The following is a 13,196-nucleotide window of genomic DNA, read 5'->3' as shown; positions in this document are numbered from 1 at the left end:
GTAACCGGCTGATCGTGCGGGGAAAAAGGTGGACGCATGGGCAGAAGTACCCCAGTCGCGGGAATCCGTGCGGACCGAATACCTCGTCGTGTGGATGCGTCAGTACCAGGTCATCGCCCCGGCGTCGCCCCATCCGCCGATCGTCACCCAGACCCTCGTGCCGGGGCTCCCATAGAAGCAGGTGAGATTCACCGTGCCGTTGGAGGGCACGTAGACCGTCCTTCCTCCCCAGCGCTGCCCGGCACCGGGTCCGTCATTGCAGTAGAGCGAGTAGTTGCCTGCGGGGAAATCCTTCACCGCGATCGCCATGTACGCACAGGACGCGGTCGTGCACGAACCGCTTCCGCCCCAGCCGACCGGCCAGTAGCCGGGGGTCCCCTTCACCGTCGTGGCAGTAGGCACCGGCGGCGCGTCGGTCGTGGCCGAGTGCGTCCCGGATTCCGCTGTGCCACCCGGCGATGCGACGGCGCGCACCTTGATGCTGTGTCTCTGGCTGTAGCCGTTGCCGACATCCCGGGTGCCGCTCGTGGCGACCTCCTCCCAGCCGCCGCCGTCGACGCTGATGTAGGTGGTGACGGGGCGACCGTTGGACGAGCCGCCTGCGTTCCAGGTGAGCCGGACGGAGGTGCCCTGGTTCACAGCGGTGCCGGTCGGCGCGAACGGCGTGCCGTACGGAGTGACCTGATTCGAGGCAGCCGACGCCTCGCCGGGCTGCGACTGCTGACCGTCGATGACCGAGTAGGCCCTCACACGAACGGTGTAGTCCGTGCCGTTGGTGGCCGGGATCGCGCTGCTGCCGTTCCAGTCCGTCCAGCTTCCGCCGCTGATCAGGTACTGGTAGCGCAGTTCGTTCCGGTTGGCGCCGTTGAGCGCCGACTCCGGCATCGTGTAGGTGACGGTGATCTGTCTGTCGCCGTCGGTCGCCTTGACGTTCGTCGGTGATCCCGGCGTGCCGAACGCACGTCGCGGCGCGGACTGCGCACTCGTCTCGCCGGTGCCCGCCTTGTTGGTGGCGCGGACGGCATAGGTGTAGTCGGCCGAGTTCGTGGGCACGGACACTGTCTTCGACGTCGCCGTGCCCACGGCGATGGGGTCGCCGTACAGGGCGCCGCCGCGATAGATCAGCAGGTCGTAGTTCTTGACGGCGTCACCGTTCGGGTCGGCGTTGCCCCAGCTGACGGCCATCTGCGCCTCGCTGCCGACCGACGGCACGCTCTGCACCGAAGGCGCAGCGACCGCACCCGGAACCCCGGCGGGTATCTCGCCGAGTGACCACAGGCTGAAGTCCGACGGGTCGGGAGCCTTGTTGTGGGCACGCACGCGGACCTGGTAATCGGTGCCGTTCTCCAAACCGTCCCAAGTCAAGGCGTTTCCCGTCACCCCGGTCTTCTCCGACGCGCCGCGCAGCGGCGCGGGTGAGATCTGCAGTGTGTAGGACTCCACGGGCGAGCCGTTGGACTGCGGAGTCGTCCAGCTCACCGCCAGCGACTTGTCACCGAAGACGAGCTTCGGAGGCAGCGGCGTCTCGGGCCGCACATCCGGTCGCGCCGGCTCGGACACCGGCGACGGCTTGCCGTCACCGACCCGATTGTGCGCCGTCACCTGGAACGTGTACTCGACATTGTTCACCAGACCATCGAGCGTGCACGTGGTCGTCTCGCACGTCTTCGAGTACGGGCGACCGCCGACCGAGGCCACCGTGTAATGATCGATCTCCGCACCATTGTTCGACGGCGTCGACCACGCCAGCACGACCGTGCGATCCTCCACCGTCGTCACCCGCGGAACACCCGGAGCCTCCGGCACCCCCTGCACGACCACCGTGATCCGCCCATCGACCTCACGATCCGGATCCTTCGTCGCATCCTGAATCCGATACCGCACCACCATCACCCCGACGAAGGTCTTGCCGGGCGTCACTTCGACCTCGTCACCCGTGACACGCGCTTCGCCGGAGCCGCTCTCCACGGTCGCGGAGATGAGCTTCAACGGCGTGCCATCGACCTCGAACGGGTTGATGTCGTTCTCCAGCACCGGCACCGAGATCGTCTCGCCCTGGTCGGCTTCATCGATCGTGTCAGGGCTGGCCACGGGCAGGCTGCGCGTGGAGGCGGTCACGGTGACCGACACAGTGCCCTCGACGGGCTCGGTCGTACCGTCACTGATGGTCAGTCCGACGGATGTGGTGGTGCCCTTCGGCGTCGTGGTGGTCGCCTCGACCCGAAGCACGCTGCCATCCAGGCGGGCACTGACCCCGCCGGTCGCCTGCTGGGCGATGCGGTACTGGATCCTGTCGACGTCGTCCTTGTCGGGATCGGTGGTGAGGGCAGCAAGGTCCAGTGTCGTCGCGTCCTCGCCGGGGGCGACCTCGACCTGGCCGTTCACGAACACCGGCGGCTGGTTCTCCGGCGGCAGCACCAGGATCGGGATCGACAGAGTGCTCTTGCGTCCCTTCGGATCCTCGACCGTCTTGCCGTCCGTCACCTCGAAGCTGACCGACTCCTTGCCGAAGTACCCCGTCTGAGAGGTGTACACCAGGGTGGTCTCGTCCTTGATCAGCGAGTCCCCGTTGCCGTGCGCGGAACTGACCTTGGCAGCCTCGGTCAGCCGGACCGTGCCCCCGCCCGCGACGGTGACGTACTCCGACAGCGGCAGCTCCTTCGTCTCGCCGCTCTGCACCTCCACCGGCTTCGTGGACAGCAGCGCCGGACGCAGCTCACTGACAGCCGGCACGAAGATGAACGCCGACGCGACCCGATCATCCTGGTCGGTGACGGTGTACTTGATCAGCTGACGCTCCTCGGTCACCGTCACCCGAGCCTTGCGGTCACCGACCAGACGCGCACCCTCCTCGAGTTCCACCGTGAGGCCCTCGGCGGTGCCGTCGGGATCCTCATCGTTCTCGAGGATGTCGATATCGGCCGTCAGGGAATCCTTCAGGTCCTCCACCCGCAGCCGGTCATCACGAGCGATCGGCGTCATCAGCGGCACGTCCTCGTCCACGGTGACCAGGATGGGCGCATCCGTTTCCGCACCCTTGGCGTCGCGGATCGTATAGCGCAGGGAGGCTTCCATCTCGTGATCCGGCACGGTCACGATCACACGGTCACCGGAGACCTTCGCCTTCAGACCCGAGTCCTTCGGCACCTCCAGTCCGTCCTTGACGAGACGGATCTCATCACCCTCCGGATCGGAATCGTTCGCCAGAACCGGCACAGCCACCGAGCGCCCCGGCCGCACGACCACCGCGTCCTTCACCGCATACGGCGCCTGATTCGTCGCTTCCGGTGGGGCGATGCCCACCCGGACGGTCGCGGTGCCTTCAGCGCCCAGGCGGTCGCGGACGCGATACGTGAACGTGTCGACACCGGTCGATCCCTCGAAGGCCTCGTACTCCAGATAGTTGCTGCCGGTCTCAGTGATCTGTCCCTTGACCGGCGCCACATCCTGCCCCAGCAGCTCGACGGAGTCACCGTCGGCGTCGAGCCCGTCCAGCGGAACCGGTATCCGGATCATGCCGCCGCCGAGCGCCCGGGCGGTCACATCCCGGGGCCGCGGTGGTGCGTTGACCTCGGCATCCAGCGGCAGGATCTGCACGGTGATATGGCCGCCCGCCTTCTGCCCCATCGAATCCACCGCCTCGTAGGTCAGGTATACGGTCCGTGCCTCCGGCCCGGCACGGAAGCGCACCTGGTCCTGCGAGACGAACGCCTCACCGTCCTTCGGATCCACCAACGGCTCGATCAGATCCGGGGCGACGTGCAGCACATCCCCGTCGGGATGCACGTCGTTGTCGAGCACCGGAATCGTCACCACATCGCCGACACGCACCCGCGCCTCATCGTCATGCGCGACCGGTGCGGAGATCTTCGACGGCGCCGGGATCGGCACCACGGTCACGTCGCCTTCAGCCGAGTTCGAGCCGTTCGAGATCCGATAGCTGATCTTCACGGGCGCGTCCAAAGCACCCTGATCACTGATGCGCAGCGTCTCATGGTTCAGCACCGACACGGCTATTCCGCTGTGCGGCGGAACCGTGACCGACTGCACCACGAGGACCCCGCCGCCCGGGTCGGAGTCGTTCGACAGCACGCCGACCAGCGCCTCGCTGCCCTTGGGCAGGAGGGCGACGTCGCGTACCGCCACCGGTGGCAGCTCGGACTCCTGCTTGTCCAGCACGTCCACGCGCACGATGCCCTTGGCATCCGCCTGTCCCGCCGACACCAGATACTGCACGTAATAGACGCCTGCCGACGCGGCACGGAATGCGAACTGCTTCTTCGGGTAGTCCGGAACGATCTGGGCCGTGTCGAGAGGATCGACGCGGGTCAGCCTCAGCTCGTCGCGACCCGAGCTGGTGTCGTTCGCGAGCGGTGACACAGTGGCCGTCTCTCCCACCCGGGTGACGATGTGATCGGCGTTGGTGACCGGGACAGTCGTCCCCGGAGGTTTCACATCGAGCAGGATCCTGCCGCTCGCGGCTTCTCCCAGCGCATCGGAGACGACAACCTCGATCTCCTTGCGTCCCTGCAGGCTGCCCACCGCGCGGTAGGTGATCTGGCCGTCCGTGGTGAACTCCACCTCGTCGCCCGGCGCCGGAATCACGTTCTGCAGATACAGGTCGTCACCCTCGGGGTCTATCCAGTCGGGCAGCAGGTTGTATGCGAGGGTGCCGCCGGACTCGACGGAGAGTTTGGTGGCGCGTTTGGCTCGAGGGGCGGTGTTCGTGTCCCAGTCGTAGACGGTCGCGGTGACCTTCGCCTCGTCGGTGCCGTTCGGGCGACCGTCGTCCACCTGGTACGTGAACGACGCCGTGCCCGTCGCGTCCTCGGGAACCATGATCTGCAGCGCCCCGCCGTTCAGGATCGGCTGCACCTCCCCGATCGACGGCTGCGCGTCGATCAGCGACGCGACCAGCACGTCGCCGTCGGAGTCGTTGTCGTTGTCCAGCACCGGAAGCAGCGTGGTTCCGCCGGGGCGGACACCGAGATCGGGATCGTCCTCGGCGACCGGAGGTGTGTTCTCCTCCTTACGGTCGGGAAGAGAGCTCTCGATCGTCTCCTGCGTGGAGTCCTCCTCATCCTCGGTCTCACCCTCCGGCGGGGTGAGGATCGACCAGTCGTCCACGCGCTGCAGGCTCTCGTCGGCCAGCCACGCCTCGCCGCCGATGACATCGTTCAGCACGATCACATCGCGATTGACGCGGAAGACCAGATGCGAGCTCTCCTCCGCTCCGGGAATGTCGGCGGCGATGTCGTGCGCGTCGCCCTCGCAGTCGCGCAGGAACCGTGCCGACCCTCCCCAGGCGGCGTACGTGCAGCCGCGCAGGTAGACGGGTGCGGCCGGATCGCCCGCGCCACCGGCCTCGAGCGTCACGGGGTCGGCCCCGTCCAAGGGCACCAGGATCAACTGGCGCGCGCCGGCGAGCGCGACCGCATCCGTCTGCGCGGAAGCCTGCTGGAGCACGAGATCCGTCGGGTGGCCTGTGCCCAGTCGTCCCAGCGCCGTGCGGAATCCGCCGGGAGTCGTCACCAGCCCCGCAGCGGCGTCGAACACCACGGGGACGTCGCCGACGGCCGTGATCGACACTCGCTCGGAGGCGTCGATCTCACCGACCGAAGCGGTCTTGGGCTCCAGCGGGTCGCCCTGCGCGTCGACAGGGACGGTGACGACCTGGCCCTGCTCGGCGGACACCGCGAACACGGTGCCGTCGCGCGCGACGACGGCGTCGGAGTTCCTGCCGAGCTCGACCAGGGGCTCGGTGGTCTTGATATCGAAGCCGGAGATCGACGCCGTGCCGACGACCCACAGATCACCGGAGGTGCGGTCGAGCACGGCGGTCGTGCGGCCACCGAGCGACACCTTCGCATCGTTCGGGATCGGCGCGCTGTCACTCAGTGACACGCGGGCAGGGTCCACTGCCGTCAGTGTCCTGCCGCCCTGATCGGCGACCAGGATGGTACCGGCGTCCTGCAGGATGTCGTAGTCCTCACCCGAGGTTCGCAGTCCGCCGTCGAGCACCGTGGACTCGTGGTTGAAGTGACCGACCAGCAGACTCGAGGTCTTCGTCAGCCAGACCCCGGCGTCGTTGAGTTCGACCTTCGTGGTGGGCAGCCCGTCATAGGAGAGCGCCAGACCGGTGAGTGCGACTGCCCCCACGACGACTCCCGCCGTCGCTGCCATGCTCTTCGGGCGCGCTCTCATCCGTGCCAGCACTCGCATACTGCTCTTCCCCCCTGGGCGCGCGCCGCGCGCCGCGGACAGCCTACCGTGCCGCCAGGAATGACGGGGAGAGCGAAGTGTTCAACGCGCGACCGCGCGCCAGCATCCGTCGATGTGGTCGTCGACCATTCCCGCCGACTGCATCAGCGCGTACATGGTCGTCGGGCCGACGAAGCGGAACCCCCGCGCGCGCAGGGCCTTACTCAGCGCCGCGGACTGCTCGGTCACCGCGGGGATGTCGGCGAGCGTGCGGGGACGAGGGCGGACGGATGCCGACGGCGCGAACGACCACATCAGGGCATCCAGTTCCCCGTCCGTCATGTCGCGCACGAGGGCGGCGTTGGAGATGGTGGCCAGGATCTTGGCGCGGTTGCGGATGATCCCGGCATCCGCCATCAGGCGATCGACGTCGTCCGGGCCGAACTCCGCGACCCGGTGCGGATCGAACCCGGCGAAGACCTCGCGGAAGCGGGGGCGCTTTCGCAGGATCGTGATCCAACTCAGTCCCGCCTGGAAGCCCTCCAGCGCCATCTTCTCGAACAGCGCGCGATCGCCGTGCAACGCGCTTCCCCACTCCTCGTCGTGGTAGCGACGATACTCGGCATCCTCGCCCGCCCAGGCGCAGCGCGCACGTCCATCAGGGCCGGTCAGAAGCGAGGTCATGCGTTCACGCTACTGCGCCCCGACGACACCCGCTGCGGGGTGAGTCCTCAGCCCTGCTTCTTCTTCTTGTGCAGGGCCTTCTCGGAGATCGGTGCCTGGCCGGACGCCTCGAGCGCCGCGTAGTGGGCGCGCGCTTCATCCTGACGCTGCTGCTCCACACCGCTCGCGATGGGCGCGCGCACGTGCTCGGGCTCGTAGCCGAAGGCGCCGACCAGGTCGAGCGCGTGCGGGCGCAGCCGCGCGCACAACCGATCGATGTAACTGGAGACGGCAGCGGCGCGCTGCGTCGACAGGCGTCCGTTGATGAGGTACCAAGCGAGGTGCTTCTCGATCACCGTCAGCCCGAACAGATCGCGCAACCAGGTGAGCACGGTCCTGGTCTGCCCATCCTCGATCCGGCCCGCGGCGTCGGTGAACGCCTCCCAGAGCAGCAGCTCACCGTGCGCGCGTGCGGCCTCGATCAGCTCGGCCTGATTCTCGTTGAAGAGCTTCTCGCCGAGCACCTTGTCCTTGCCTGCCGGGCGGAGGCGACCGGCGATGTCGGCGACCATCTGCTGCACGCGCTCGGTGAGCAGCTGATGCTGCTGCTCCTCGCGCAGACCCAGCTCCACCGAGCGGGCAGTCGAGCCCAGGTCGGCGACCGCCTGGCCCAGCGCGCGCAGGCCTGCGCCGTGGAAGACCTTGCCCGCCGTCTGGCCGACGGCGTACTTGGCGAGGGCCGTGGCGTCCTTGCCCGTGAACTGCTGTGCGAAGTCGGTGAGCAGCCGCTTGCCGACCAGCTGCAGCAGCACATTGTTGTCGCCCTCGAACGTGGCGTAGACGTCGAGGTCGGCGCGGAGGCCGACGAGACGGTTCTCGAACATATAGCCCGCGCCGCCGCACGCTTCGCGCGCCTCCTGCAGGGTGTCGAGAGCGTGCCAGGTCGAGAGCGGCTTGAGCGCGGCGGCGAGTGTCTCGAGGTCTTCGCGGTCGTCCGGGGTGTCGGAGCGGCCGGAGAAGACGCCGTCGAACTTCTGCAGGAATTCGTCGTGCGCGAAGATGTGCGCGTAGGTGGTCGCCAGGCGCGGAAGCAGTCGGCGCTGATGCTTGCCGTAGTCGAGCAGCACCACCTCCTGGCCGTCGGCGCCCTCGAACTGCCGACGCTGCGTGGCGTAGGTGATCGCGATGTGCAGGCCGAGAGCGGATGCCCAGGATGCTGCGCCGTCGAGCGACACGCGCCCCTGCACCAGGGTGCCGAGCATGGTGAAGAACCGGCGACCGGGGCTGTCGATCGGGCTCGTGTAGGTGCCGTCGGACGTGACGTCACCGTACTTGTTCAGCAGATTGGTGCGGGGGATGCGCACGTGGTCGAACGAGAGCCTGCCGTTGTCGATGCCGTTCAATCCGCCCTTGAGTCCATCGTCCTCGCGGGTGACGCCGGGGAGGTCGACTCCGTCCTCACCCCGCAGCGGCACATAGAAGCAGTGCACACCGTGGTTGACGCCGTTGGTGATCAGCTGGGCGAAAACGGTGGCCGCGACGCCGTGCAGTGCGGCGTTGCCGAGGTACTCCTTCGTCGCGGCGCGGAACGGCGTGTTGATGACGAACTCATCGGTCTCGGGGTCGAAGGTCGCCGTGGTGGCGGCAGCGGCGACGTCGGAGCCGTGGCCGATCTCGGTCATCGCGAAGGCGCCCGGGATCGACAGGTCCATGATCCCGGGAAGCCACCGGTCGTGGTGCGTCTCGGTCCCGAGCTGCAGCACGGCGGAGCCGAAGAGGCCCCACTGGACGCCCGCCTTGATCTGCAGGCTGGGATCGGCGGTCACCAGTTCCTCGAACCCGGCGACATTGGCGCCGTTGTTCTCCTCCCCGCCCAGCCGCTTCGGGAACGCGCGGTGCACGGCGCCGTTCTCGACCAGCAGATGCAACTGGGTGAGCACGCGCTCGCGATGGGCGTCCTTACCGAGGCTGTCGTCGCGCCAGAACGCCGGATCCTTGATCAGTTCGCGCGACTCGCGGCGGGTGTCGGCCCAGGTGCCCATCAGCAGCCCGGTGACCTCGGCGACATCGATGTTCTCGATCTCGTCGGCGGCTGTGGTGGTGGATCGTACGGCGGCGTCGACCATGTCGGGTCCTCTCGGAACGGAACGGGGGCACCCCAATGGTAGGTCTGCGACAAAGCGGAGTGAACTCACCTGTGGGTCACGGACAACACCTGACGGCCACGCCCTCCGGTCGTCTTGTCGCGACCCCACAGCATCCGACCCTGCGGCGGCTCGCCTGCCTCTCCTCGCCTGCCGTGTCTCAGAAGTGGCGGGTGCGCCGCGGCGCCACCCACCGGTTCTGAGACACGAGCCAGACCAGGCTCCAGAAGAAGCGACTGCGCCGCGGCGCCACCCGCCCGTTCTGGAACAAGGGGCGCGCGAGTCGTGCGAGACCGCCGCCCCGGCATCCGATCGGTTCAGCCGTCGAGGTCCTCCGCGTCGACATCCTTGCCCGTCGGATCCCACTTGATGATCAGAAGCGATACGAAGCCCACCAGCGGTGCGAGCGCGACGATCCAGAACACCCCGGTCGACAGCGACGCCGCGAGCACGGGGAAGAAGACCAGCGAGACGATGGAGAAGACGCGCTTGACAGCCTCGTTGAAGCCGACCCCGACGCCGCGCAGACGGGTCGGGTACGACAGCGTCGCGTAGCTCATCAGGTTGGCGCCCGGTCCCCCCGCCTGAGCGAACACGAAGGCCGCGAGCATGGCGATCGAGATGAGCACGAGGGCACCGGTGGGGATGCCGACGAAGGCGAGCAGCAGCAGGGAGACCGCCTGGATCGCGAAGCCGATGATCGTCATCCGTCGCGCTCCGACGCGGTTGATGAGACGGACTCCCAGGAGTCCACCGGCCGCGCCGAAGCCGAGGTTGATGACGAGGGCGGAGAGGATCGTCACCAGCGGCCCCTGCTGGAAGAGCATCGCGATGATCAGCGGCGTCCCGTAGGCGACGGCGTTGTAGCCGAAGGTGGAGAACACCGACACGCACAATGCCGCGATGGTGCGCAGTCGGTAGCGCGCGGCGAACAGCTCACCGTACTGGCGCCAGTGGCCGGTGCGCCGGTTCGTGGTGCGAACGGTGTCGGCATCCTCGGCCAGTTCGACGTCGAGCCCGTGGTGCGAGCGCATCACGTCGACCGCCCCGCGCAGGTCGCCCTGATCGGCCATCCACTGCGGCGACTCGGCCATGTACTTGCGGCGCACGAGCAGCACGATGATGGCGGGCACGGCACCGAAGCCCACGACCACCCGCCACAGCAGACCCTGCTGTGCGACCGGCAGCAGGAGGAACACGACGAGCACGAGCAAATACCCGAAGCCGGTAGCGATGTACCAGGCCGGCGACCACGCGTTCACACGCTGAGAGCGGCTGCCGAAGCCGGTCAGTTTGGAGAACTCGGCGAGGAAGGCCATCGCGACCGGAAGATCCAGGCCCACGCCGACGCCCATCACGAAGCGGAAGAAGATGAGGATCCACTCGTTGGGTGCGAGGGCGCAGCCGATGGCGGCGACGACGAAGAAGGCCATGTCGGCCATGAACAGCTTGTAGCGGCCGAACCGGTCCACCAGCATCCCGCCGAAGAGCGCCCCGACCACCGAGCCGACCATGATCGCCGCGTTGACGACCCCGGTCATCAGGGGGTCCAGGCCGAACTCCTCCTTGACTGCGGTGATGCCGAACGCCAACGACGAGAAGTCGTATGCATCCATGAAGATCCCGCCCAGGGCGAGGACGATGATGGCCTTGGTCTTCGCTCCCTGAGAACCGCGTTCGGCGAGCAGCGCATGCACGTCGCGTGCGGTGCGGATCGTCACCCGGGTGCCGGTGGCCTGGTCGATGCTCATGGACACCAACGCTAGAACCGGATGACGCCGCGCGACGGTGTCGATCGTCACGCGGCGTCATGAAAAGTCACCAGGCGGTCTGGATGGTGCCGTTGCCCTCGATGACCTCGCGAACCTGGTCGCTGGTGAACGCCTTCTTCAGCGCCGCGGTCGCCGCGCTGTCGGCATCCTTCTTCTGCACCACGAGGTTCAGCGCGAACCGGTCGTCGAGCTCGGTGATCAGTCCGTCCTTCTGCGGGGTGAGTCCCAGGGCGATGATGTGGGACGGCCACTGGAAGACCAGGTCGGCCTCTTCGTATGCGGCATTCAGCGAGGCGATCGGCACCTGCAGGAACTCGACGTGCTTCGGGTTGTCGGCGACGTCCTTCACGGTCGCGGCGTACGGGTCGACCTTCGGATTCAGGGAGATCACGTCGTGGGCGGCCAGCAGCTTGAGGGCGCGCCCCGTGTTCGACGGGTCGTCGGGGATGGCGATGGTCGCGCCGTCGGGAAGGTCGGCGATGTCATCGAGAGTCTTGGAGTAGAACGCGATGAGGAAGTTGTACACCGGCTGCACGCCGACCAACGTGCCGTCGTTGCCTTCGTTGAAGGTCTCCATGTAGGGGATGTGCTGCGAGAAGTTCGCATACACGTCACCACTGTTCAGGATCGTGTTGGAGGTGATGTAGTCGCCCACCTCGACGAGATCGACCTTGTAGTCGCCCTCGATGGCCTCACCGGCTGCCTTCACGACATCCGTCATCGGTGCGGTGACCGCAGCGACCTTCAGCACCTGAGGGGCCGCGGCATCCCTCTTCTCATCCCCGGGCGCGGAGGCTGCGCAGCCGCTCACGACCAGCGCGAGCCCCAGGGCCGCCGCCACCATTCCGACGCGTGACTTCTTCATTGTTCTGTTCTCCTTGTGGGTGTTCGGGTCGGTGGTGCGGCGATCAACGATGATCGAGCCGGACGGAGGTGCGGTGCCCGATCGCCTGGATGGCGAGCACGCACACGATGATGATGACGATGACCAGATACATCAGGTTGTCGTTGTAGACCTGGTAGCCGTAGCGCATCGCGAAGTCGCCGATGCCGCCGCCGCCGACGACGCCCAGCACGGTCGAGTACGACAGCAGGCTGATCGCGGCGGAGGTGAGCGCGTAGACCAGCCCGGACCGGGCCTCGGGCAGCAGCATCCGGAACACCGCCTGCGGAACCGTCGCGCCCAGCGCTCTGGCCACCAGCGGGATGCCGGTGGGGATCTCCCGCAGGATCTGCTCGGTGAGACGGGCGTAGATCGCGACCGCGACGAAGCAGAGCGGGAAGGTGGCGGCGGTGGTCCCGAAGCTCGTGCCGATCACGGCGCGGGTGAACGGGATGAAGAACACCACCAGCAGCAGGAACGGAAAAGAGCGCACGACGTTGATGTAGAGGTTCGCGATCATGTTCACGGCGCGATTCTCGGCAATGCCGCCGCGCTCGGTGAGATACACGGTCACGCCCAGCGGCAGACCGATGAGCACTGCCGCGAGCAGGGACGCCAGCATCATGTACCCGGTCTCGGCCATGGACTTCGCGATGTCTGCGCCGTACTCGGCGAACAGGTCGGTGAGCCAGCTCATGACATCAGCTCCCGCTTGACCTGCTCGTAATAGCTGGGCAGTGTGCGGTCCGCCTCGGTGCGCGTGATCGGGAAGACCTCACGCAGCCGCCCCCTCTCCAGCAGGGCCGCCCGGTCGCAGAGCACCTTGACCACATCGAGGTCGTGGGTGATGACGATCACCGTGGTGCCCAGCTTCTCGCGTGCGTCGGACAGCACGCGCAGGACGTCTCCGGTGGTGGAGGCGTCCAGAGAGGAGGTCGGCTCGTCGCAGAGCAGCAGGGGCGGGCGGGTGACGAGGGCCCGGGCGAGCCCGACGCGCTGGCGCTCACCGCCGCTGAGCTGGGCGGGGTAGTGGTCGGCGCGGTGGGTGAGGCCGACGAAGCTCAGCATCCGATCGACCGCGTCCTTCTGCTCCCTGCGGGTCATCGCCACGCTGCCGTCGCGGCTGCCGAGGCGCAGGGGCAGGCGGATGTTGTCGCGCACGGTGCTGTTGCTGAGCAGATGCACGCCCTGGAAGACCGTGCCGATGCCGCGGCGCAGGGCGCGCATCCCCCGCGTGTCGAGGGCGGCGACGTCGGTGCCGTCGACGGTGACTGTTCCCGAGGTCGGTGCGGTCAGGCCGTTGACCAGTTCGAGCAGCGTGGACTTGCCGGCCCCGCTCTCGCCGACGATGCCGAAGATCTCGCCGGCGCGGATGCTGAGGGTGATGTCCTCGAGGGCAGCGGGCTCGTCGATGCCGGGGCGGAACCGCTTGGTGATGCTGCGGAACTCCACGATCGTGGAGGAGGGGGACATTGCGGAGGCTCTCGTGCTCTCGTATGGAGGGGCGGGCCGGCATGCAGGCCCGACAGGGCC

Annotated in this window: 7 protein-coding genes; all 7 read right to left on the bottom strand. The window is 67.6% G+C overall.

Translation table 11 applies throughout. The features are described from left to right. Positions 1-99: 99 nt before the first annotated feature. The 7 genes from ACFQY2_RS04785 to ACFQY2_RS04755 all read right to left on the bottom strand — a co-directional run bounded on the left by ACFQY2_RS04785 (position 100) and on the right by ACFQY2_RS04755 (position 13,136). Positions 100-6,159 carry an Ig-like domain-containing protein gene (locus tag ACFQY2_RS04785; protein WP_378744499.1) on the bottom strand — a complete coding sequence of 2,020 codons (6,060 nt, stop codon included), beginning with the start codon at positions 6,157-6,159 and terminating at the stop codon, positions 100-102. Positions 6,160-6,303: 144 nt separating this feature from the next. Continuing rightward, positions 6,304-6,885: a DNA-3-methyladenine glycosylase I gene (locus ACFQY2_RS04780; protein WP_378744498.1), complete on the bottom strand. Its 582-nt coding sequence runs from the start codon at positions 6,883-6,885 to the stop codon at positions 6,304-6,306. A gap of 47 nt (positions 6,886-6,932) precedes the next feature. After that, positions 6,933-8,990, bottom strand: coding sequence for an acyl-CoA dehydrogenase (locus tag ACFQY2_RS04775; RefSeq protein ID WP_378744497.1), 2,058 nt, complete (start codon positions 8,988-8,990; stop codon positions 6,933-6,935). A gap of 335 nt (positions 8,991-9,325) precedes the next feature. Then, positions 9,326-10,759 carry an MFS transporter gene (locus ACFQY2_RS04770; RefSeq protein WP_378744496.1) on the bottom strand — a complete coding sequence of 478 codons (1,434 nt, stop codon included), beginning with the start codon at positions 10,757-10,759 and terminating at the stop codon, positions 9,326-9,328. A gap of 67 nt (positions 10,760-10,826) precedes the next feature. After that, positions 10,827-11,645, bottom strand: a complete 819-nt coding sequence (locus tag ACFQY2_RS04765) for a MetQ/NlpA family ABC transporter substrate-binding protein (RefSeq protein ID WP_378744495.1) — start codon at positions 11,643-11,645, stop codon at positions 10,827-10,829. 43 nt (positions 11,646-11,688) lie between these two features. Further along, entirely contained in the window at positions 11,689-12,360 is a 672-nt protein-coding gene (locus ACFQY2_RS04760) for a methionine ABC transporter permease (protein WP_378744494.1), read from the bottom strand. Beyond that, complete coding sequence (locus ACFQY2_RS04755; RefSeq protein ID WP_378744493.1) at positions 12,357-13,136, bottom strand: methionine ABC transporter ATP-binding protein; 780 nt, start codon at positions 13,134-13,136, stop codon at positions 12,357-12,359. The genes ACFQY2_RS04760 and ACFQY2_RS04755 overlap by 4 nt, the downstream gene beginning before the upstream one ends. Between the last annotated feature and the right edge of the window lie 60 nt (positions 13,137-13,196).

The organism is Microbacterium sp. GCM10027623, from assembly GCF_042666935.1.
Taxonomy (GTDB): domain Bacteria; phylum Actinomycetota; class Actinomycetes; order Actinomycetales; family Microbacteriaceae; genus Microbacterium.
The sequence above is the reverse complement of the archived record's forward strand: the minus strand, read 5'-3'. Positions and strand labels throughout refer to the sequence as shown.

Coding starts and splice junctions, on each gene's coding strand:
- ACFQY2_RS04775 (WP_378744497.1), bottom strand. CDS start 8,990: ATGGTCGACGCCGCCGTACGATCCACCACCACAGCCGCCGACGAGATC.
- ACFQY2_RS04755 (WP_378744493.1), bottom strand. CDS start 13,136: ATGTCCCCCTCCTCCACGATCGTGGAGTTCCGCAGCATCACCAAGCGG.
- ACFQY2_RS04760 (WP_378744494.1), bottom strand. CDS start 12,360: ATGAGCTGGCTCACCGACCTGTTCGCCGAGTACGGCGCAGACATCGCG.
- ACFQY2_RS04765 (WP_378744495.1), bottom strand. CDS start 11,645: ATGAAGAAGTCACGCGTCGGAATGGTGGCGGCGGCCCTGGGGCTCGCG.
- ACFQY2_RS04770 (WP_378744496.1), bottom strand. CDS start 10,759: ATGAGCATCGACCAGGCCACCGGCACCCGGGTGACGATCCGCACCGCA.
- ACFQY2_RS04780 (WP_378744498.1), bottom strand. CDS start 6,885: ATGACCTCGCTTCTGACCGGCCCTGATGGACGTGCGCGCTGCGCCTGG.